The following is a 23626-nucleotide window of genomic DNA, read 5'->3' on the forward strand; positions in this document are numbered from 1 at the left end:
TTTCATAATAGTTGAATTAGACAGTTTGCTCCATAAACACCAGTAATTTTTTAACCATATTGTATAAACCGATAATCGCATCTATAGGACATTAAGATACGTGTTTTATGGAGTCCACAATAACTATAGAGGACGTGGTGGCATCCACCAAGCTAGCTCCAGTAGCGCCAAAAATTTAGAAAAAGAAAGAGCTGGAAACTATTTTTGATTATTTTGGGATAGTATCAATCAACTAATGACGGATTACCTAGTGTCGCGTCAATCCTCAAAGATTTAACGATTCTGAATAGTTGTAATCGATTTTAGATGACATTTTACTGTTGACGCGACACTAGCGAGATAGGAGAAATCAGGATTGTTGGAGACATTATCCTCCAAAGAAGGGTGAAAACCAGAGAAATGATATGCGGCTGCAGCTGTTGTACTCTGAGGATCAGCATGGAATATACCCTGAGAAACTTTATAGCTTCTTACAAGTCGGATACTATTATAATAGAGCCTACGGGAATAGCTTTCCCAGGACAGATAAAAAGTAACATTGAGAACATGGGCCTGCCCGGAATAACCTTCGTCCCAAGAGTGAATCTTGAGATGCCGGACGCCTGGGCCCTGCCGCCGGAAAGCTACCGAAATTCATGGAAAACCGGTAGGAGATGCTAGAAATCTGCCTGTTCCTGCACAGATTAAATAGTCCTCAAAAGAGAAAGGAAGTCTCAATCCACATTAAAGGTACTTTCTGCGGTAACGTCCGTGCCCAGAGACGAACTTATTAAAGCTGTGAATGAGGCAATAAGCAGATGTCTGGAAGAGAAAGGCAACCCTCTTTCAAAAAAGTAGAAAGAAGCCGGCCAGGCTATAGCCAGGCAACGATCGTTTCTTAAGTCGGAAAACTTCAGAAGGAAGAATATTTCCGGTTCAGGACAGTCATTACCAGGCATACAAAAACTTTATATACCATAAAAATGTCATCGACCCTTGCCCGAAAGAGGAAGAAACTGGCTTCGGGTTGGCAGCAGAATTCCAGACAGTTATCGGAAAGCTTGCTTAGGAAGAAATTAAAAACAGAGGCGTGATAACCTGCCAGGGAAACAGTTTGACTCTATTTAAAAAAAGATGGAAAAACGGCAAAAAATTAAATTTAAATGAACTCAGAAATAATTAAAAAATCTGAGTTTTGGAAACTCTTACCCTTTTCCCATAAATAAATAGAAATTCAGGAAGTCCTGTGAGAAGCTGAATCGGATATTCACCTTACTTGTGCGCTATCAAAAAAGTATCTCGATCACCTTATTTTCCTGCCAAAAATATCCAGAGAAAAACAAATCCACTTGATAATCTCCAACGCTCAAAATAAAAACCTTCATACCTTCACTCTCTGCAACTAAAAATATCCCTGAAAAGGGATAATTGCCCTATAAATTTTGACCTCGTTGTTTTAATTAATGGGGACAAAAAAACACTTCTTTTTTATAAAATCATTTGCAGAGAATTTTGAGGAGAGAATTATAAAATTATAGCAATGCAAAAATTAGCATGGGTGAAGGTATATGCAATTAAATCTAACTGTGATCTGCAAGTGCATTCCCGAATACCAAAGGGAATATACCGATCATAAGTAACTGGAAATAAAGGCCCTTTGAAGCCAGGAAACAGAATATAACGAGTTTCCTGTCACAATAACTCAAAAACCCCCTTAAAAGAGTTTGAAAAACGATAAAAGGGCCAATATTAAGCCTATTGGCTGACAAGCACATCACCATAAGGTTATCCAGACCCCCACAATGGAAGGAATTCGATCTGGAGGTTTTCGAATTCATTGACATTGTATTCAAGAAGTGTCAGGCAAAAAAAGCATGAAAACTTCAGGGAGATGCAACTTGTAGGGTCAACGATCTGAGCAATCCGAGATCCTTTTACTAAATGGAGGTTAAAATATGTTGGATTTGAAACTGGAAGACATCGACGGCATATTAGTACGCTACAACGTCGCCCTCGAAAAGGAAATGACCCCTGACGAAGCTGCAGAAGAGCTTTATCCTAAGGATGAACTCATCTACCCGATTGCAAAAGCAATTTACGAGGGAGAAGAAGATGACGTGGTTGACGCACTCCAAGCCGCAATCGATGCGGGCAAGAAGCCAATCGACCTTATAGATGATGCCCTGATGGTAGGGATGGGAGTTGTAACCCAGCTCTATGATGAAGGCGTCATTTTCCTGCCAAACGTTATGATGTCCGCTGATGCTATGTTGAATGGTATCGAATACTGCAAGAGTAAGACAACAGAAGTTCCTGAATCAAAGGGGAAAGTTGTCTGCCATGTTGCAGAAGGCGACGTCCATGACATCGGAAAGAATATTGTTGCTGCCCTCCTGAGAGCAGCCGGCTACGATGTAATTGACCTTGGAAGAGATGTCCCTGTAGACGAAGTTATCCAGGCAGTTACAAAAGAGAAGCCCCTACTGCTTACAGGTACTGCTCTCATGACCACCACCATGTATGCATTCAAGGAAATTAACGACAAACTCCTTGAAAAGGGAATAAAGGTTCCATTCGCATGCGGTGGCGGTGCCGTTAACCAGGACTTCGTGTCACAGTATGACCTTGGAGTCTATGGTGAAGAAGCTGCAGATGCCCCAAAGATTGCTGATGCGATCGTTGCAGGTACTACTGATATCGCAGCATTAAGAGAGGAATTCCACAAGCATTAATGGGAGGGAGCAAAATGGTAAATAAATACACTTCAATGGCTTATGCTAAAGCTGATGACATGCTTTTCGGGGAATCAAAATTCCCGGTAAAGGCAGGGCTTGGCCTCGAGATCGGTGCAGGATACACAACCCCTGAACTGAACTACGCCCCGAGACCTCAGGCCGGCAAGTCTATGGAAAAACTCGTTAAGGAATACGAAAGGATCACCACCGACGCAATGGCAAGAATGGTCCAGATCGGTGCACCTTCCATAGTGCTTGAAACCGAACACGTAGAACAGATGTCCAACAACCCCTCCTGGGGAGCAGCAGTTGCACATGCCCAGAAGACCATCATGGAAGAATACCACGATGAATACGGCATAAAGTGCGCACTCCGCCACACAATCGGTGACATCCGTGAAGACCGTGACTACCTCCAGCTAAGAGGAGACAAGTACAACACCTTCATGGAAGCCTTCGAAGAATGCGCCAAGGCCGGTGCAGACCTGCTTTCAGTAGAGAGCATGGGTGGTAAGGAAGTATTCGACTACTCCATCCTGAGAAACGACACTGCCGGTATGCTTTTCGGTATCGGTGTGCTCGGCAGCATGGACATGGAAATGATCTGGGCCGACATTGCAGCAATTGCAAAGAAGACAGGAACCGTTTGTGCTGGTGACACCGACTGTGCCCAGGCAAACACTGCAATGTTTATCGCAGGCGGTCTGCTTGACAAGAACCTTGCCCACACAACTGCAATTGTTGCAAGGGCAATCTCTGCAGCAAGGTCCCTCTGTGCATACGAAGCCGGTGCAGTCGGCCCTGGAAAGGACTGTGGATATGAGAACACCATTGTAAAATCAATCTCAGGTGTTCCAATTGCTCAGGAAGGTAAGACCTCAACCTGTGCCCACTCTGACCTTATGGGTAACCTGACCATGCAGTGCTGTGACCTCTGGTCCAACGAGTCTGTTGAATACCATGGTGAATTCGGTGGCACAACTGTTCAGTGCTGGTCCGAAACCCTGGCATACGACTGCTCCATGATGAATGTTGCCCTTAAGACAGGAAAAGCAAAAGACCTCAGGGACATTCTCGTTCTCTCTGACAAATTCAGAGACCCACAGGGATATGTGCTTGCCTACGACAACGCATACAAGGTAGGAGAGGCAATCGCAAAGGACGGAAACAACAACTATCTCCGTTCAAAGAATGCCGCAATCGAATCTTGCAAGATTGTCGAAGAAGGTGTCAACTCGGGCAAGCTCAGACTCACAAGGTTCGAAGCCAGCGCTCTTGCAAAGGTTAAAGCCGACCTTGTAGCCCTCACCGACGATGCTGACAAGTTCATGAGCGACAACCTGACCAAATTCAAGCAAGAAGTTGCAGTTTTCAGACCTGAAAACTACGGGCTTTAAACCCTAAACTTCTTTTTTTTTAATTTTTTTTACATAACTGGTTTCAGGGGAATAATCATGAGCGAAAACGCAGGAACTTCTACCATAATAGTTGATAAAACCGCAAACGCCGCCCCTCTTGGCTTTACCGGACTGGGCCTCGCTGCAGTTCTGTTAAGTCTGAGTTATATTGGCGTATACCCTGTGGGGTCAATGATTGTCTCCATGTCAATATTCCTGGGAGGATTTGCCCAGGTGTTTGCAGGAATCATGTGCTGGAAGAAAGGAGATGTTTTTGCAGGAACTGCATTTTCAGCATTCGGCCTTTTCTGGTTCTCACTGGCCGGACTGATCGTAATGCCTGCAATGGGCTGGATTGAAGCCTCTTCCGGAATGGCAATGGCCGCATATCTCTTTATCTGGGGTGTGTATACCTTTGTTATGTTAATCATTACAATGAAAATAGGAGTCAGAGCCCTTCAGGTAGTATTTTTAACATTATTTATATTGTTTATGTTGCTGGCTGTTGTAAACGCAACCGGAAGCGCCGGACTGCTTGTAGTGGCTGGTTACGTTGGACTTCTTTTGGGCCTTGCATCTATGTATACGGCTCTTGCCATGGTAATGAACGAAGTCCATGGAAAGACCGTTGCTCCACTCTAAAGATAAAGTAATGACAGCATTACACCCTCAATAAAATCAAAAAATATAGTGAGACACCTGTACCAGCCTCGAAGACCTGTATGAAACCCGTAAAAGTAGCAGGAATAGAAAAGATAGCTCAAATTAAGTCTCAGCCCGTGAAAACATCGGTTTCAGATCTGTGTTTTTCGGCCTTCTCCGTCAATCTGTTGCTATCTTGAGTGGCGAAAATTCTGTGTTATGACCGCGTTAGGGAAAATACAGGTACTTGAGGGCTGGTGCAATTTTTATAAAATATAGTTTTTATTTTCTATCGGCCCGGTACAAAAGGGTCCGCTTTACGAAGAAAAATTAGAAAATTCATCAACGGTGAACTTCGAATGAAAGCGGATAACAAACTGGATAAAACCCGAAACAAATCTTATAAGAAGCTTGCTTTGAGTTTTTTGCTCACTGTATTCAAACTGCTCGCGGGGCTTTCAGGAAACAGTACATTGCTTCTTGCTGATGCAGTCCGTTCCTTCTCCGAATTTATCAACGAGTCTATAAGGTTCCTGGATCTTTCTATCGCAAACAAGCCTGAAGATAAAAACCACAATTACGGACACGGAAAAATTACAACTCTCTGTACGGGAGCAGGGGCTTGTATGCTTCTTTTAGCAGGTTTTCATACCTTTTCTCTGAGTTCTGGAGAGTTGCTCATGTTTATACAGGGTAAAGAGCCAGAAGCTCCTGGAATGATTGCACTTTTTGCAGCAGTCTCAGCCTTAGTATTAAGAGATATCATCTTTGCAGAGAGTGACGAATCACGAGTTAAAGAGTCGCCCTCAAAGGCCCGAACTCGTATTAAAGATTTATTCCTCTCTGGTTTTGTTATCCTTGGTATGGGGTGCACATTCCTGCCCGGAAAAGGTTTTGATATAGCCGATTCTTTTGCCGCTGTTCTTTTAAGCCTTTATCTCCTCTGGAATTCTGGTCGGCTTCTCTACAGGACTACAGACGAGCTTATAGAAGCTTCCCTTGAGGACGAAAATAACCGCAGAATCAGAGAAATAATAAGCCAAACCGAAAACGTTACGGATTGGGGGGAGCTTAAAACCCGCAGGATAGGAAGAAGAATAGCAATCAATGTCTGTCTCAGTGTTAATAACTCCCTCAGTATCCGGGAAGCTGTAGAGATTGCGAACCTTGTCGAAGAAAGACTGAAAGCAGCTTTTGAAGAAGATACATACGTACTTATAAAAATCGAACCCAACCAGGAAAAGAAGCAAACTTTTAAAACCAGGGGCAGATCTTCTGAAGAAGAGAGAAGAAAAACAGGAACTTTAGTTTGACAGGGTAAAACATAGAAGAAATAAACTAACAACAATAATAACCAATAATAATAAAGATAGTATATCAGAAATAAAATAATAATAATAATAATAATAATAATAATAATAATAATAGGGGGATAATGGTGTGGAAAAAACCAGACTTGAAAACGGAAAGTTAGAAAGACGACCGACGCATCACTTTTAGTATATAATCTAGGATAACTATCCATTTAGCTACTCTAATGTTTAACAGGTATTCGGACCTTACATGATAACAGGTTTAACCAGTGCCTGGTCTACAGAGATCTGAATTTATCAGTTGTTGAAGAAATCTTAATTATTAGAATTTGAAAATGATCTGGAAAACCCGGGAAAAATTATATCCAATTCGCAAAAGAGGTTAGTAAAAAAGATGCACTTCAGTCTTGGAATCGATGCGGGGGGCACTTATACTGATGCCGTAATTGTAAGGGATTCTGATGGAGAAGTAGTCGAATCCAATAAAGCCCTGACTACCTATCCCGATCCCCTTCCTGGAATGAAAAATGCTATTGACCGGCTGGATCCCAGGTATCTTAAAGATATAAAGCTGGTATCTGTATCTACAACCCTGTCTACAAATACTATTCTGGAAAGTACCGGTTTTCCTGTAGGGCTGATTATGGTAGGGGATTATATAATTCCTGAAAAACTCCCTACGAATTACTGGGTGACCGTCTCCGGAGGGCATAACAGTGACGGTGAAGAACTGAAGATCCTTGACCTTGATTCCGTAGAAGAATTCGCCCTCAATGTAAAAAATAAAGTGTCGGCTTTTGCGGTTTCGTCATATTTCAGCAACCGCAATCCTGAACATGAGCTTGCTGTCAAAAAAGTCGTTAAGGAACTGACAGGGCACCCTGTAGTCTGCGGGCATGAACTCTCCCAGGACCTTGGAGCCTATGAAAGGGCTATAACTGCATTTCTTAACGCCCAGTTAATTCCCATTACCCATAAGTTCATCCAGTCAATAATCGAGGAATTAGAAGTCAGAGGGATTACTGCAACCCTGCTGATGCTGAAATGTGACGGGTCAGTAGTTGGAATCGAAGAAGCCCTGGAAAAACCCATAGAGACCATATTCTCAGGGCCTGCCGCAAGCCTTGTGGGTGCGTCTCACCTGAGCAGGCTCAATACCTGTGCTATGATTGATGTGGGTGGCACGAGCACGGATGTAGCTATGATGGAAAATGGACTCCCGCAACTCAGCAATTCGGGTGCAGTCGTTGGAGGCTGGCAGACACGTGTAAAAGCCATCCGCATGGAGACCTCGGCAACCGGCGGAGACAGCCATGTCTGGGTAAAGGGCGACAGAATTTATGTAGGCCCCCGTCGGGTCATTCCTCTCTGCAGGGCTTCTGCGGTATACCCTGATTTCAAGGAAAAATTGAAGCAGAACAGAGTTGCAAAAGGATATTTCTGCGAAAACATCCAGGTAACAAAATTTTTTGTCAGGACCGACTTCAGGCCTATCGAGTTAAAGGCAGGAGAGCGAGAAATCTACCGGCAGATAGGAAAAAGGCCTGTTTCCTTCGGGGATCTGCTAGTAGCACTTAAAAAACGTCCTTCTCCTTCGATGCTGGACTCATTAATCCAGAAAAGACTGATTCAGGCAATAGGTTTTACACCTACTGACGCTCTTCATGTGCTTGGAGAATACACCGAATGGGACGTGGAAGCTGCAAGAATAGGGGCTTCCATGCTTGGAAGAATCTTGAAACAGAGCCCTGAGGATTTCAGTGAGGAAGCAAAACATAAAGTTGCGCGTAATATTGCCGAAGACCTGATTGCCTACCTTATAGAGGGAATGCCTAGAAATGAGATCGACCGGGTTCTTATGGGAAAAAACTTTACCCGCTTCAGAGTGGAAATTCCGGTGGTTCTCCTCGGAGGGCCTGTAAAAGCATATGTTGAGGAACTGAGAAACCTGATTAATGCTGATTTTATAGTTCCCGAGCATGCTGATGTGGGCAATGCTGTCGGAGCCCTTGTAGGGAAAGGAATCAAAAGAGTAGAGATTCTCATAAAAACAAGAGTTATCCCTAAGTCCCGCGAGGATGAAGCTGAAAGCGGGGATTACGAAACTCAAGAGAGCTGTGTTATAGAAGGTACCTTGCAGCATGAAAAGAAAAACGAGTTCATTGTTTTTTCTCCTTCTGGCAGGAAGAAATTTGAAATATATAGTGAAGCCCTTGAATATGCGGAAAAGCTAGGGCGGCAACTTGTTATGGATTACATGGTGAACGCAGGGCTTGAAAAAGAAAATATAAAAATAGACGTAAGTAGAAAGCATCTGGCTCCGGGTGGCTGGACGGACGTACCTCTGGAAACAAAACTTGTTTTTGTAGGAGTAGGGATCCCGAGAACTGCGGCGACGGTCTGAAAAAATAAGATCGATCGGATGTCAGTAGCTGCAGATTATAAACAGAGATATATATCTTGAGAAATAAGTTCACAAATCCGGATAAAAAGGATGTGTACGGCTAAAAGGACATTAATTGCGTAATATTGAGTAAAAATGGGGCTGTTTTGACATGCAATATAGTCTGGGTATTGACGCAGGCGGAACTTACACCGATGCTGTAATCTTAAGAGATTCGGATAGCCGGATTCTTGATGCCAGCAAAGCGATTACTACCTATCCAAACCTTATGACCGGAATTCGGAATGCAATTGATAAGTTGAATCCGGAATACCTCAGTAAAGTAAAACTGGTATCGGTTTCCACAACTCTTTCAACTAATACTATTCTCGAAAGGACCGGCTATCCTGTTGGTCTGATCCTTGTAGGGGACTATACCGTCCCGAGGGAACTTCCGGCAGACTACTGTATTACTGTAAGAGGAGGGCATGACAGCAACGGAGACGAGCTGCAACCTCTGGATCTCACTGCCGTAGAACAGTTTGCAGTGAGCCTGAAAAAGAAAGTTTCTGCATTTGCCGTTTCTTCATATTTCAGTACACGAAATCCGGAACATGAACTTAAAATTAAGAAGATAATCCTTAAATTGACAGGGCATCCTGTAGTTTGCGGACATGAACTTTCTCAGGAGCTGGGAGCTTACGAAAGAGCAGCCACAGCTGTCTTAAACGCCCAGCTAATTCCAATAACCTATCAGTTTATTCATTCAATCATGGCTGAAGTAAGGGAAAGAAATCTTGATGCGAAGATCCTCATGCTCAAATGTGACGGCTCAGTCATTGATATAAAAGGAGCAAAATTGCGTCCCATTGAAACCATATTCTCAGGCCCTGCAGCAAGTATTATGGGAGCTTCTCACCTTTCAGAACTGGATACCTGCGCTGTGATCGATGTCGGAGGGACAAGCACGGATGTCTCCATAATAAAAAAAGGAGTTCCGGATCTTTGTGAGAAAGGGGCAGTCGTAGGAGGCTGGCAAACCCGGGTAAAGGCAATAAAAATGGAGAGTTCAGCAAACGGAGGAGATAGCCACGTATGGTTCAAGAAATGCATCAGGATAGGCCCAAGAAGAGTGATGCCCCTCTGCTTTGCTGCGGTAAAGTACCCTAATTTTAAGGAAAAGCTGGAGAAAAACCCCATACCCTTGAGAACCATGCTCAATGAGCATATTCAGCCCACAAAATTTTTTGTCAGTACTGGAGTAACACCCATTAATCCCACAGAAAGTGAGAAAAAATTACTGGAAATTATAAAAGATGAGCCTCTTTCTATCCACGATATTTTAAATAAAATGAAGAGGTTTCCTTCTACAACGGTCCTGGATTCTCTGATTCAACAGCGTTTGATCCATGCTATAGGTTTTACACCAACTGATGCCCTGCACGTCCTTGGGGAATATACTGAATGGGATGTAGAAACTGCTAAGATCGGAGCCAAAAAACTCTCACGTTTCACTCATATGGGAGTTCATGCCTTTTGCAAAAAAGTAAAGCAGCAAGTTGCAAGAAATATGGCTTACAGTCTGATATCTTTTATCATGGAAGGCAGGGGAAAAGAAGGGATAAAGAAAATGCTTGAGGGAGAAATCCCTGTCCAGTACAAATTAAATATCCCTATAGTCCTGCTCGGGGGGCCTGTAAAGGCTTATTATGAAGAAATGAAGGCTCTGATTGATGCGGAAATCATAGTTCCTGAACAGGCCAGAGTAGGAAATGCAGTTGGGGCTCTCGTCGGGAAAGGAATTAAAAGAATTGAGATAATTATCAGGCCATCCTCGATGGAAAATCCGGACCAGAACTTCCTGGTATTTACCCCTGCAGGAAGAAAAAAATTTGAGCAATACAGGACTGCAGTAGAATATTCCCATAAAACCGGCGAAGAACTTATCCTGAATTCAATGAAAGATTTTGGACTTCCGGAAGGCTCAATAAAAATAGGCACCAGCGTGGAATATCTTTCCCCTCCGGGCTGGAAACAGACGCCGATGGAGACAAAAATTATTTTTGTAGGGATCTGTACCCCTGGAATTTCGCTTAACTAAAAAAGACAATAATCTACTGGATTAAAGGGTTGATCTAAAAAACCGGAGAAATGCTTAAGTTGAACGTGAATAGCAAAGGAACCAGCCTGCCGGAAAGAAGGATCGGCGGCAAATGCAAGATACTGATTAACAGGAAGTAAGGAAATATGGATTCTTCACTTATTGATCTTGTTTTCCGCTCAGATAAGAGAAAAAACCTTCTTATATTGCTGGATAGCGGCTCAAAAAATATTGATGAAATAAGAGACGAACTTGATGTTACAGCCACGTCGATTCTTCCCCAGATAAAGAAACTGATAGATAACGATCTTATTGTCCAGGAAGACAGAATGTATAAACTCACAGTTCTGGGAGAGTTTATCATAAAAAAAATAAAGCCCCTGATAAGTGCCCTTGAAGTAGTGGAGAAAAATAATATTTACTGGACAGGCCATGATCTGAACTCGATTCCACGCCACCTGCTGGAACGTATATCCGAACTTGGGGATTGCATCCTTATTGAGCCCGACCTGAACCACATGTATGAGCCATCTCAGGAAATTATTGACAGCATGGACAATGCAAAACGGGCTTCGACTTTTGCTTCTTATTTCAACCCCGCCTATCTCCCCCTGTATGTAGAGCTTGGCAGAAAAGATGCAGAACTTTCCCTGAATTTTACCCAGTCTGTCTGGGATCATCTTTCAAACGAGCACTCAAATATGATAAAGGAATTAATGGGCATGGATAATGTAAGCCTTTATGTCTCTAAAGAAGGAATAAAGATTAGTGAAGTTACTGTAACGGATAGGATAATGCTTCTTGGGCTCTTTGATAAAAAAGGAAAATTCGACCAGCAGTTTATCATGAGTTTTGAACCCGGCGCCCTTCGATGGGGTCAGGAGTTATTTGATTATTTCAAGAGGCTTTCCAGACGGGTAAACAAAATATGAAAAAGAATGATAGGAGATCCGATAAACCCATCTACTTTCAAATGTAATTACAGTCCCAATAAGCCGGCAAAGAAAACTCTCAGAGAATTGCCAGATAATATTCCTTATGGCAAATATAAGAAAATAATGAATGATAATTATATATTTAATAGTAGTTAATCTGCTGCATAAAAATGGTAATTCTCTTACACCCCCAAGTGTACACCCCCCAAAGAACCTTTTTCCCATAAAAAGATTATAATGGCAAGGGAGAAAGGTGTGAGAAGTGCAGAGTCTTCTGGTACAGAGATGTATACAATGTTAGATATAATAGGATGAGACCTAAGAGAGGGAATCAGATGGAGTCATCATTACTGGATGTTCTCTTTCTTTCAGAAAAAAGGAAAAATCTCCTTCTGCTGCTCCTGGACGGACCCAAGAACATTGAAGAGATCAAAAATACGCTTGATGTCCGCTCAAGCCCGATAATGACCCAGATAAAAATATTGATGAAGCAGGATCTTGTTGTTGAGAATAACAGGCTCTACAAACTCACCAGTATCGGAGAAATTCTGGTCCCGAAAATGAAGACAATTCTAGAAACGTTTAATGTCTTCGATAAAAATCACGATTATTGGATAAATCAGGATATGACATCAATTCCTCCGGAATTTCTTGATAGTATTGGAAAGCTTGGAGATTATATAGAAGTAAATCCTGACCGAAACCACGTGTTTGAATATCCTAAAGAGGTTGTGAAACATCTTTCCGAATCAGAGAAGGTGATGATTTCATCCTCTTTTTTCCTGCCAATCTATCCGTCCCTTTGTATCGACCTTGCCGCAAAAGGCACGGATATAACCCTGGTGTTCACAGAGTACGTGTACGATAGAATGCTCAATGATTACAAGCGAGAACTTGAACATTTCCTGAACATGAAATACACCAGACTTTACGTCTGCAATAATAATAATATGAAAATAGCTTCAAGCATAGTTACGGAAAAGTTCACTGCACTCTCTCTCTTTTGTAACAGCGGTATTTACTACAACCATAATCTTGTAAGCTTTGATGAGAGTGCACTTAGATGGGGAAAAGAACTTTTTGACCATTATAAGGGTGTGGCAAGACCGATTACCCGAGTCTGAAAGAAATATTTTTCTCCAAATATTAATGTAGTTCTCTCTTTATAGAGAACTAAAAACCTGAACTATTCTATTGAGTCTATCCCGAAGGACAGGATTTCGGCTTTTACGGGCTTTCTTCGGGGCAGGTATTGGAAATATCGGCATGGTTAATTTCTTCCCAGAGCCTCAAAAACCTCTCATTTCTCCTCGAAAACTTCATCAACTGTGTGTTGAACTCCTTATTTGACAGCCTGGCTTCTTTACCTTTACAGGTTGCCTCAAAACTCAACCCTTTTTGTAACTATTCAGCCTACCAAAAATCAGTTGATTGATATTGATTTTAATATCACAGATAAGTGTGATTACTAACCAATGAAAAAAGATAAAAACGCAATCAATAGCTAATAATTAACGGAAACTAATTCAGAGAAATTTGCCATTTTAATCTTATTACAGTACTTTTAAGAAAACAACTGTGTAGTAAATTATTTCAGCTTTAGGCTTTTGAAGCTAGATCAAAAAAGAAATTTCCTTGAAGGGAGATATTTTAGAATTGTTTGGTCACTGTGATCAAGTGTTAAACGCTGGTGTTAAACTATGGTGTTTCCGCCGTTATCAATGTATCTTAACCTGCAGACGATAGTTACTACAATTGAAAGTTGTAATTTTGATAAACAAGAAGGCAATTGAAGTTCCTGGAAAAAAAGAAGTGGTGAAAATTTTGGTGATGCCTTATCATTCTTACATATCCGTTTTTTTAATAGGAGCCTATTCAAACCGAAACAAATACTCTAATATTATATACCTATTGTGACTTTTTAACACACACTACTAACTTTTGGGATAGGCTATTGATACGATTGATCTAAACATTTTCAGGGAAATTAGAGGGTTGTTGATAAATCTTATATTGGTTATTTTAGAATCTCTGGCAAAAATTATATTGAAAGTTGTTAAGTTATTGATAGTAGATCCTATACAGAAAATAGAAATTTTCTTGATAGATACTAAGCGGGAAATACGAAAAGAATTACGCAGTGATGTTTCTCGTTGGGTAATTGCTTGTATTATTTGTGCTCTATTGGTGGGGTATCTGACCCATTTGAATTCAAGTTTTTATGAAAATAATACCGATAATGTTCAATCTTTTCTAAGTTCTATTTCCCAAGGGCTTGCAGCACTTTTTGCCCTAGCATTTACAATTTCTATCTTTGGTGCTCAAACAATGGGAGGATTTACAGCACTAGATAAAGTAATGGACCGATGGGCAAAGGTGTACATGGTCTTATTTTCGGTAGGTATAATTTTCCCTCTGTGGCAATTGATAACAGAGATATATTCAATCGATTTGTTTTCATTAATTCCAAAAATGAGTATAGCTTTACCTTTACAACAACTGAAAATAGGTTCTGTTGGAAATATAGACTTATTGACATTAGACATAATCTTAGTATCTTTCTGTGTTCTAGGAATAATACCATTTACTATTAAAATTAATAGAATAATAAAATATGAAGGAGGTATTCCTGATTCATATAGCAAGGCAAGAGATGCAATTATTTCTGGAAATGAGGTGATTTCTTCAGATAACATTTCTAAATTAGGCAGGTTAGGATATAGTGCATTAAAAGATGCACTACCAGACAAAGTTATGTTCAGTACAACCGCTATCAGGAATCTTGGAAATCTTAGTATTAAGAACAATTTAGAAGGTTCAACTGCACAAGTCATTGTCGAATTGGATAAGTTGGGTCTTAAAGCAATGGATCAAAAAACTGAAATCGGGGATTATAAAGTCCCTTGGGTAGTAATGCATCATTATATTTTTCTACCCGAATACCCTATTGCTTGGAATCTCACAAACGGGTTTAGAGAAATTTGTATTGGTAGTATCGATAGAAATTTTGATGAAGCGACTGTATCTTTCTCGTGTGACGCTCTATTTGATATTGGGTATATGTATATTCAGAAGATTAGGACTACTTTTCTGAAAACTATATCTCGTAACTTACGTATGGTTCTCCCTAATCAATTGAGCCTACTCGAAGGAGATTGGAGTAACTCGAAAACTCCTACTTTAGTTGAAATGTTATTAGAAATAGCTGAAAAAGCAACTAAAAAAAAGGAACCCCTGTTCTGTTGGAACGATATTACAGAAAGGAATTACCAAGAAAAAGACTTAGATAATCTAAATAAGTTTTTCAAAGAAGATATGCAAACATCGTTTAAAGCTCGGCATATGAGAAAAACAGATAATGGAAAAACTATAATGCTTTTCGGTGATCGAAGTAATTACAGCTTTGAGCTGAAAGGAGAAAATGAACAGGCAATTTTGACTCATCAGTTTTATAATAATGCAGGATTTGCAGAAAAAGAACCTGAATGTGTAAAAGTATTACCGATTTGTTATAAGGATAACAAGATATACATATGTAAATTTAAGTACAATGAAACATTGAAGCATTCTTTAATATACTTATGGATTATCGGTACTTATACCATGAATAATTACCCAGATGGGGTTACTGATGATATAGTTAGGCAAATTAAACGTTCAGAGAACGAGGATATAAGGTCTATTTTTGAGAGTGAATATATTCAACAAGAAACGTCAGATTTTGCCCTCACTAGTGATAGACGGGACGATTTTGAAGATATTGTAGATTATATCAAAAAATTCCAAGAATTTTACTTTGGATTTGAAGAATATTTACAGCATAAACAAGACTGACACTGTAGAAGAAAAATACATCTATTATAGTTTTGTAATGATATGAACTGTATTGTTTTTCTTGGTCTCTTTATAGAGGCTCTCAAATTAGAATTTTGATTTAAAAACTTATCTTCTTTTTCATTATCCGTGGACGTATCTATTTTCTTAGATTGGATTGCTAATAAGATAGCATAGAACTGGTTGGAGATAAGAATACACATCGGAGATCTTCATAAAAAACCATTGTCAAATTAGATCTGGATTTTTTAGAGCTAATTTGATAACCTCTTAATATGCTTTTCTGAACTCAGTTATTCTACATCATATAGGAATATGGGATATGTGACCAATTACCGGCCTATCAAACGTAAAAAAACATAGATAAACATATAGGCAAATACTAAAACATTATCTATAAACGTTATTTTACCGTATTTGCTTTCGTTTAATATCGTTGGTTTATTTGTCTCCAAAATTGCCAAATGTCAATAAAAAGAGATTAACAATATATTAACTACTTTGTAAAAAAAGAAAGACAGCTGGAAGCTGTTTACTTTCAAAATAGGTTTTGTAATGCCTTTAAAGTCAGCCCGATGAATCCAATTACTGAAATCATCAGTTTGTTCAGCATGAGGCGATCACCCTTAACTGAAATTGTGAACCCCTCAAATCTTCCTGATAGTTTTTTATAGTTTATGCTGATTATTTCTTTTTGTATCATATTTTGATGTCCTTCGGTTGGGCAGTTGGACCTGCCTTTCCGAATATTGTTAAATTTTTTTATTTGTTATTCAGAGAGTTGCTGTTATACAGTCTCCAAATCTCCTATACGATTAACTCTATTTAAACGTTTCACCCTAAAAACGACTAATATGCTTCTATTTACTATCTTCGTTCAAGATAGGAGACGTTTTAAGAAAAGAGTTACTATCTGCATGACAGATAGTAAATTAAGGTTTAAAAAAGCTTATTTGTTTCGTCAAATGCATACATAGGTCTTGACGGTATAATTGTTAAAAAAAGCTTTTTTGGAGCTTCTTTTGCCAAGAGTATATAAGTCTTTTTGATATTCTTTTATTACTATTATTTAATGTTTATACAAATCTAAACGCCTTGTCGGTTTCCTCTTTTCAGTTGCGATTATACGGGTACATTCATTTTCATAAAACGACTGCATTATTGTCTCTATTAGGCTTATTTCGATGGTTAAAGGCTTCGATAAATAGCAAAATGCAGTACTTTATGGACAAAACCTATGCATCATGGAGAAAGATAAATCCTGTTTTTGTGGAATGAAAACAGGTACAGAGTAATTAGAATTTACAGAACTTTTGGTACACTACCTTTAAAAGTAATTGCTTCTCTAAATTTATATTCAAGATTAAACATTATCTAATAATAAAATCAAATGCGGTTTTGAGACAGTATGAGCAATAGGGTAGTCCACCATTAGTTGATTGATACTGTCCCAAAATGATCGAAAACAGTTTCCAGCTCTTTCTTTTTCCACATTTTTGGTGTTACTGGAGCCATCTCGTTGTATGAGCATAAAAACGTAAGCATAAGCCGTGTTGGGGGTAATCTCATGAAAGAATCAATCATATAATCATGGACTACCACATGACTTAAATTCATTTTAATTTATAATATGAATGGTCTTGTTATACTCTGTCGTTACATTATTGAGGACCGTAGTTACATTGCGAATATCTGCCGTTACGTTATCATATGCGACCGTGGCATTATCTATTTTTGTTGTTATGTTGTTATAAGTTGTCGTTGCGTTGTTATAGGCTGCCGTTATATTGTCATATGTGGCAGTGGCATTATCTATTTTTGTCGTTATGTTGTTATAAGTTGTCGTTGCGTTGTCATAGGCCGCCGTTACGTTATCATACGCGGCTGTTATATTATTATACGATGCTGTTACATTATTATATTCTGTTGTTACGTTATTGTACGCTGTTGTTACATTATTATAGCCTTTTATTAAAGTCGGTCCGTAACCTATGGCGAGGCATATTATCGCTAAAATTATTGTCAAATTTATTATATATCTGAGCTTCATTTTCATCATCCAGGTCAATAAATGTGTATCTACACACAAATTATTATTAAACAATTTGAAAGAGCTCGGTGATATTTCTTTTCGCACATAAGTTCACAATCGAATGCGCGCTTGCCTTTCCCGGCTCCAGGCTCGTTGGTATTGTGTATCGTGTCCGTTTACTGTTGCGGCTTAGTTGCAATTTTGGAAATATTTCTGATATCAATGCTCCGGGATAAAAAAACGTTTTTATTTGAGTTCATCCCGAAACTCAAAATTTGCTTCTTGAATCTGTATTTGGAATTCTTCTTGTATTTCGAATAACCGATCAAGTTTCTGATCATGAAAGCAAATCTGAAAACTCTTATCGATCAGGAATAAAATAACTTTTGGGATGAGCTCATTAAAAATCTATGAGATAATAAAAACATTGAAGTTGAGCACCCTGCGTCCGGATAAAAAGGAAAAAACCCGGAAAAAGCAGGAGAAACCTCAGTTCACCCTGATCGTAGCGTTCATTTCCGGGATATTTTTGACAATAAAACGGTAGGTTCCGGTTTCATTAAAAGTGTACATGAAAGGCACTCTGTATGAAAGTTTTTCATCCGGAAACAGCCCGTCTTCACTAACAAGCACGTAATTGCCCTGCCTCTTGTCGCTCCACCAGGAAATGGTGTCCCCTCTTGAAATATCCAGTTCAGGAGGTGTTACGACCCCATAATTCTGAAGGCGGACAATATAATCTCCGGATTCAGAAGACTCATTTTCTTCCTGCGGTACTGCCTCACCGGCTTTCGGTGTTGAAGTATTGGAATCATCGGGTACAGCCGCATCTTTCTCAGCACAGCCTGAGGCGAATAAGAACACAAACATCACAAGTAAAATCAAAATTTTCCCTTTCATAAAGATCACATCTTTTGCTGATTATAATATAAGTTCAGCGTATATTCATTATCTTTGTGATATTATTCTTAAGAGCAAAACGATAAAAAAGGCAGTCGGGGGAAAAAGAAGCAAAGTAAAGATCGAAATTAAACAGAAAGAGCAGGAGTATAAAATCAGTGATAGAGAAAGAAATTGAGAATGAAATCAGAGAATTAAAAAGATAATTAAATAGAGAATGAAATCAGAGAATTAAAAAGATAATTAAATAGGGAATGAGACGAGGTAAAATGAAAATGAAAATCAGATTGAGGATAAAATCAAAATAAGAATTTACGTCCCGACTGAGACTTGAACTCAGGTCTAAGGCTCCGCAGGCCTCAAGGATATCCACTACCCTATCGGGACGCAAGCGAGCACCACTGATAAGCACATTCAAGGATATAAACCTTATTCCTCAATATCTGGTTTGACCCGCAGTTTGCCCTTCCGGGCTTCTTGAGAGCTGAAGGAAAAAAATCCTGTTTCTCTGGCATCACTATCAATAAAGATTAAATGCAACAAGTTCGTTTTTATAATTTATGTCGATGACCATAGGACTTGCAGGAAAGCCCAATGCTGGGAAATCCACTTTTTTCAAAGCTGCTACCCTTGCAGATGTTGAAATTGCAAATTATCCTTTTACAACCATTAACGCCAATCACGGAGTTACCTATGTGCAGGTTGAGTGCCCCTGCAAAGATAAGGAAAAGACATGTGGAAAATGTGTGGGCGGAATCAGGTTCGTACCTATTGATATAATTGACGTTGCCGGACTTGTCCCTGATGCATGTAAAGGAAGAGGACTTGGGAATACTTTTCTTGACGAGCTAAGGCAGGCTCAGGCAATTATCCATGTAGTAGACGCCTCAGGCGGGACAGATGCCGAAGGCAACCCTGTAGGAATAGGAGACCATAACCCTCTTGATGATGTGATCTTCCTGAACAGGGAAATTACCATGTGGCTCTACGGCATTCTGGAAAGAAACTGGCTCAAGCTTGCCAGAAAAATCCAGGCAGAGGGACTTAAGCTCGAAGTCGTAATTACAGAACAGCTTGCCGGAGCAGGGATAAGAGAATCCCATGTAAACGCAGCTTTGATGGAAACAGGGCTTGCAAGGGTGGACCATCTTAAATGGAGCGAGGAAGATATGATCCGGCTCTGCGATGCAATGAGGGAAATTAGCAAGCCTCTGCTTATCGCCGCAAACAAAGCAGATATTGCCCCAGGAGAAAATCTGAATAAACTCAAGGAGCTTGACAGGATAGTGGTGCCTACAAGTGCAGCAGCCGAACTGGCACTTAAGTCCGCAGCAAAAAACGGAATTATCCGGTACACCCCGGGAGACAGGAACTTCGATGTGCTGAGCGAGGATCTCCCAAAAGCGCAGAAAAAAGGGCTCGAAGCTATTCAGAAAGTAATTGAAAGGCTCGGCACTACAGGTGTCCAGGAATGTATAAACAGGACTGTTTTTGAGCTTCTGGACCTTATTGTTGTATATCCTGTAGAAGATGAAGGTAAATGGTCTGACAAAAACGGGAATATGCTTCCTGACGCTTACCTTATGAAAAGAGGCTCTACGTGTCATGAGCTTGCTTACCAGATCCATACTGAAATCGGGGATCGATTCCTTTACGCAGTAGATGCAAGGACAAGGCTCAGGCTTGGAGAAAAGCATGAAATGAAAAATGGAGATGTAATCAAAATAGTGTCTACTGCAAAATGATTAATCTAAGAACCTGGACGTCAGGAAAAAACCTGACGTGTAACGTAAAACCGCGGAAAAGAAGAAATAGTGAATTGTTTTAGCTTGTCAGGGAGGATATTTTCCAGATGGATTTACTTTCTTTTGCCTATCCGTTTTATGAAAGATACCTGGCATGGCAAATAGCCAGGACATCTTCAAATACCCCCAAGCATGTGGCGATCATACTCAAGGAAACCGACATCTTTGAGCTTAAAGGAATGGAGAGGCTCCTATCAACAGTTACCATTTTTAGAAAATTCAAGATAGAACTTGTGAGCATCTATGTGGATATTCTTAAGGATGACCCTTCATTGAAATCCGAAATTACATCAATGCTCAGAACCCAGTTGGAAGAGAGTTTTTCTGACCTTCCTGCAGGCACAGGTTATAAAATATATGGCCTTAATGGAGAAATAAATGGCAGCAGACAGGGAAATGATTTTTTTATAAATGTTTCACTGGGATTCGGAGGAAGAGACGAAATTACCAGGGCTGTGCTGACCATTCTTGACGAAGTAAAGGCAGGAACTGTCAGGCCTGAGGAAGTGGATGAAAAAATGCTTGAATTACACCTCCTTGTCAAGCATGAGCCGGATATTATGATCCGTTCAGGAGGACAGAAACTTTCGGATTTTCTGGTCTGGCAGTCAGTTTATTCAGAATTATATTTCACAGATGTCAACTGGAAAGATGTGCGCAGGCTTGATATTCTAAGAGCAATGAGGGATTTCCAAAAGAGAAAAAGAAGGTATGGAAGGTGAATGAACTGGAGTTTGGAGAAAAACCAAAAAATTTTCGCTATGCTGTAATTGTGTGCCCTAAATGCAGACAACATGCACAGATCATAGAAATCGGAAAAAAAACCCTGAAATGCCAGCACTGCGGCGCCCTCCTGCAAGCCAAAAAACTCAGGGTATTTCACTCTTCCGAAGAACTTACAGATGCGGTGACTTTTCGCACTCGTTTGCAAGCCGAAATTTCCGGAAAAGGAAGTAGAACTTTTTTTCTGGAACCTTCCCCGAAGGGGTATGAACACCCGAACCCCGAAACTGAGAATACAGTAAAAACGTTTAAGCTGTCAGAAAACAGGACTTCTGGCAACCTGTCTCCTAAAAAAGACCAGAAATCGACTTTTCTGGAACTTTTGGAAGCCGCAGGCGGAAAAACAGAATTTGAAGAGCTTCGGCAGAAAGCCCTGGAAAAAGGAATCAGTCAGGAAAAGTTCAGTCTAATTCTCAAAAAACTTCTGGAAACAGGAGATATATATTCTCCCGAACCTGGAATAATAAAACTGGTATGAATACAATATATGAATACAATATATGAATACCCTGTATGAATACCATTATCGCTCCGACATAAAATTTACACATACCTAACTCAAAATTCAATAATCACCGATGACACGAAAAGACTCACATCAGACATATAACCACGGAAAACAAGAAAAACAAGAAAAAACTGTAATTTTGTAAATTAGCCCTCTCAATTAGTCCTCTCGAGTGTAGCGAAAAGAAAGCTTACTTCTCCATAAATTACTTCTCCATAAATTAGTCCTCTTGAGCGAAGCGAAAAGGACCCCCCGTGCTCCCGAAGCGGAACTCGGGAAGCGAAACTCGGGAGGCGAAACTTGGGAGGAAGAGATAAATTATATTAAGTACGAAAAGATTTACTATAATCTAAAAAAACAGGAACTGAATCCGTCTTGAGCAGCCGAAAGAGAATAAGCCGTATTCAAGAACTATATAAAGATTATATATTTTTTTCATGATTATAAGCAGTTCAAAAGGTATAACGGTGTTAAACATGATGGATCCGCAAATTGAGCGAAAACTCATTGAAATTATGAGGGTGATTCACGAAAGTGACAAACCTATAGGTGCCCGGGCAATAGCTGACGAACTTAATAACCGGGGCTATGATATAGGAGAGCGGGCTGTCCGCTACCATCTGAGGATCCTGGATGAGAGAGGATTCACACACAAACATGGATACGCAGGGCGTACGCTTACTGAACTGGGAGAAAGCGAGATGAGTGATGCTCTCATCGGAGATCGCTTTGGTTTCGTAATATCCCGGATAGAAGAAATGGCGTTCAGGACTACTTATAACCCCGAGACAAATGACGGAGTGGTAGCCGTAAATATTTCTTACTTTGATAAAGACGATTTGGAAACCGTTATTGATGTGATATCATATACCGCACATTCAGGATACATGATAAGCCCCAAAGTAAGGATTTTTGAAGAAGGTGACGAATTGATTCCCCTGCCGCCTGGCAAAGTCGGAATAGCTACGGTATGCAGTGTTACTTTTGACGGGCTCCTTCTCAAAGCGGGCATTCCTGTGGAACCTGCTTATGGCGGGATTCTCCAGATGGAAAAACGGAAACCTGCACGCTTTATAGATCTTATTTCGTACAGCGGAACCTCAATCGACCCTATACAGATTTTCATGAGCAGGAAGACTACATCCGTCCTTGAAGTGCTTGAAAAAGGGGAAGGCAAAATCCTTGCCAATATACGGCAGATAAATTCCTCGGCTTATGACAGCGCCAGAGAAGTCATCAAAATTGCAGAAAAAGCAGGGCTTGGTGGCTGCTTTCCTCCCGGAAATATTGACGAGACTTTACTTGGAGCGCCTGTTGAGACAGGGAAGTTCGGCATTGCGGTCGTAGGAGGTATCAACGGAATCTGCGCCCTTGAAGAAACCGGAATTAAAATTGAGACAAACCCTGTTTCTACTGTTATGGAATACAGAACCCTGTCAGAAATCTGAGGAGAGCAGATGTTCAGGCTTACGGTCATTTATGACAACAGAGCCGATGATGACTTCACAGGAAGCTGGGGTTTTGCAGCTCTTGTTGAGACAAGCAGTGAAACTCTTCTTTTTGATACCGGGTGGGATGGATATCTTCTCTTAAAACATATGAAGAAACTTAACATTGATCATGTACGTATCGGAAAATTAATCATTTCCCACCAGCACTGGGATCATATAGGAGGCCTTCCTGAGATTCTTCAGGCAAGCCCCGGAATTAAGGTATACGTTCCTGCATCTTTTTCGGAGAACCTGAAAAAAGAGATTGAAAAAAGGGCGACTCTTATTGAAGTAAAAGAGCCTGTAGAGATCTGTAAGGGTATTACGAGTACAGGAGAACTCGGAGATAAAGTAAAAGAACAGGCGCTGATTCTCGACACAGGGGACGGATGTTATGTGCTTACAGGCTGTGCTCACCCGGGCCTTGCCGCAATTTTAGATACTGCCCGCCTTTACGGGAAAGTGAAAGGAATCCTTGGCGGGCTTCATGATAGTGAGGAGTTTGAAAGGCTGAAAGGGCTGGAACTCATAGCAGCAGGGCATTGCACTGTTCACAGAGAAAAAATAAAAGAAATTTTTCCCAGTGAATTCGTCGAAATCAAAGTTGCCCTGCGCCTGGATCTGAAATAAATTGATTTGTTTTAGACGAATAAATAGGAATTAAAAAACTATATTTTTGCAAATTTTTAGTTTAAAGCCTGAATTTAAGATGTATTTTAAAAAGCCCCAGATTTTAACGCTTTAGTTTTAACAAATACACAAAATTTAGAAACAAATACGCAAAATTTA

General features: G+C 40.2%; 19 protein-coding genes and 1 tRNA gene. 15 read left to right on the forward strand and 5 right to left on the reverse strand.

Annotated elements, in window-relative coordinates; all coding sequences use genetic code 11:
* Positions 1 to 384 precede the first annotated feature (384 nt).
* Positions 385 to 660, forward strand: coding sequence for a GTP-binding protein (locus tag RG963_RS00255; RefSeq protein WP_310574264.1), 276 nt, complete (start codon positions 385 to 387; stop codon positions 658 to 660).
* 53 nt (positions 661 to 713) lie between these two features.
* Here RG963_RS00255 and RG963_RS00260 read toward each other — a convergent pair whose 3' ends face one another.
* Positions 714 to 938, reverse strand: a complete 225-nt coding sequence (locus RG963_RS00260) for a hypothetical protein (protein ID WP_310574265.1) — start codon at positions 936 to 938, stop codon at positions 714 to 716.
* 996 nt (positions 939 to 1934) lie between these two features.
* Between RG963_RS00260 and mtaC the strand changes: the two genes are divergently transcribed.
* The 8 genes from mtaC to RG963_RS00300 all read left to right on the forward strand — a co-directional run bounded on the left by mtaC (position 1935) and on the right by RG963_RS00300 (position 12609).
* Complete coding sequence (gene mtaC, locus RG963_RS00265; RefSeq protein WP_310574266.1) at positions 1935 to 2711, forward strand: methanol--corrinoid protein MtaC; 777 nt, start codon at positions 1935 to 1937, stop codon at positions 2709 to 2711.
* A gap of 14 nt (positions 2712 to 2725) precedes the next feature.
* Entirely contained in the window at positions 2726 to 4111 is a 1386-nt protein-coding gene (gene mtaB / locus RG963_RS00270; protein ID WP_310574267.1) for a methanol--corrinoid protein co-methyltransferase MtaB, read from the forward strand.
* Positions 4112 to 4168: 57 nt separating this feature from the next.
* Positions 4169 to 4753: an acetate uptake transporter gene (locus tag RG963_RS00275; RefSeq protein ID WP_310574268.1), complete on the forward strand. Its 585-nt coding sequence runs from the start codon at positions 4169 to 4171 to the stop codon at positions 4751 to 4753.
* 359 nt (positions 4754 to 5112) lie between these two features.
* On the forward strand, positions 5113 to 6066 hold the full coding sequence (locus tag RG963_RS00280) for a cation diffusion facilitator family transporter (RefSeq protein WP_310574269.1): 954 nt from the start codon (positions 5113 to 5115) through the stop codon (positions 6064 to 6066).
* 394 nt (positions 6067 to 6460) lie between these two features.
* Complete coding sequence (locus tag RG963_RS00285; RefSeq protein WP_310574270.1) at positions 6461 to 8470, forward strand: hydantoinase/oxoprolinase family protein; 2010 nt, start codon at positions 6461 to 6463, stop codon at positions 8468 to 8470.
* 151 nt (positions 8471 to 8621) lie between these two features.
* Complete coding sequence (locus RG963_RS00290) at positions 8622 to 10550, forward strand: hydantoinase/oxoprolinase family protein (RefSeq protein WP_310574271.1); 1929 nt, start codon at positions 8622 to 8624, stop codon at positions 10548 to 10550.
* Positions 10551 to 10696: 146 nt separating this feature from the next.
* Complete coding sequence (locus tag RG963_RS00295) at positions 10697 to 11482, forward strand: helix-turn-helix transcriptional regulator (protein WP_310574272.1); 786 nt, start codon at positions 10697 to 10699, stop codon at positions 11480 to 11482.
* A 338-nt stretch (positions 11483 to 11820) separates the two neighbouring features.
* The gene (locus tag RG963_RS00300) at positions 11821 to 12609 is read left to right on the forward strand and encodes a helix-turn-helix transcriptional regulator (protein WP_310574273.1); all 789 of its coding nucleotides are present in this window, start codon (positions 11821 to 11823) and stop codon (positions 12607 to 12609) included.
* Between the two features lie 103 nt (positions 12610 to 12712).
* Here the strand turns inward: RG963_RS00300 and RG963_RS00305 are convergent, their stop codons facing one another.
* Complete coding sequence (locus RG963_RS00305) at positions 12713 to 12877, reverse strand: hypothetical protein (protein ID WP_310574274.1); 165 nt, start codon at positions 12875 to 12877, stop codon at positions 12713 to 12715.
* Positions 12878 to 13483: 606 nt separating this feature from the next.
* Between RG963_RS00305 and RG963_RS00310 the strand changes: the two genes are divergently transcribed.
* Positions 13484 to 15319: a hypothetical protein gene (locus RG963_RS00310; protein WP_310574275.1), complete on the forward strand. Its 1836-nt coding sequence runs from the start codon at positions 13484 to 13486 to the stop codon at positions 15317 to 15319.
* A 1618-nt stretch (positions 15320 to 16937) separates the two neighbouring features.
* On the opposite strand, the gene RG963_RS00315 is transcribed toward RG963_RS00310, so the two are convergent.
* The 3 genes from RG963_RS00315 to RG963_RS00325 form a co-directional block, all read right to left on the reverse strand.
* Entirely contained in the window at positions 16938 to 17369 is a 432-nt protein-coding gene (locus RG963_RS00315; protein ID WP_310574276.1) for a hypothetical protein, read from the reverse strand.
* Positions 17370 to 17840: 471 nt separating this feature from the next.
* On the reverse strand, positions 17841 to 18251 hold the full coding sequence (locus tag RG963_RS00320) for a cupredoxin domain-containing protein (RefSeq protein WP_310574277.1): 411 nt from the start codon (positions 18249 to 18251) through the stop codon (positions 17841 to 17843).
* Between the two features lie 315 nt (positions 18252 to 18566).
* A tRNA-Arg gene (locus tag RG963_RS00325) sits at positions 18567 to 18638 on the reverse strand.
* A 173-nt stretch (positions 18639 to 18811) separates the two neighbouring features.
* Here RG963_RS00325 and RG963_RS00330 point away from each other — a divergent pair.
* From RG963_RS00330 to RG963_RS00350, 5 genes are all read left to right on the forward strand, one after another.
* On the forward strand, positions 18812 to 19996 hold the full coding sequence (locus RG963_RS00330) for a redox-regulated ATPase YchF (RefSeq protein WP_310574278.1): 1185 nt from the start codon (positions 18812 to 18814) through the stop codon (positions 19994 to 19996).
* 107 nt (positions 19997 to 20103) lie between these two features.
* A complete protein-coding gene (locus RG963_RS00335) occupies positions 20104 to 20778 on the forward strand; it encodes an undecaprenyl diphosphate synthase family protein (RefSeq protein ID WP_310574279.1) in 675 nt (224 codons plus the stop codon).
* 5 nt (positions 20779 to 20783) lie between these two features.
* Entirely contained in the window at positions 20784 to 21317 is a 534-nt protein-coding gene (locus RG963_RS00340) for a DUF5817 domain-containing protein (protein WP_396654675.1), read from the forward strand.
* A 506-nt stretch (positions 21318 to 21823) separates the two neighbouring features.
* Positions 21824 to 22795, forward strand: a complete 972-nt coding sequence (locus RG963_RS00345) for a DUF128 domain-containing protein (RefSeq protein WP_310574281.1) — start codon at positions 21824 to 21826, stop codon at positions 22793 to 22795.
* A gap of 9 nt (positions 22796 to 22804) precedes the next feature.
* Positions 22805 to 23467: an MBL fold metallo-hydrolase gene (locus RG963_RS00350; RefSeq protein ID WP_310574282.1), complete on the forward strand. Its 663-nt coding sequence runs from the start codon at positions 22805 to 22807 to the stop codon at positions 23465 to 23467.
* Positions 23468 to 23626: the final 159 nt, after the last annotated feature.

It is taken from the genome of Methanosarcina baikalica (assembly GCF_031461075.1).
GTDB lineage: Archaea > Halobacteriota > Methanosarcinia > Methanosarcinales > Methanosarcinaceae > Methanosarcina > Methanosarcina baikalica.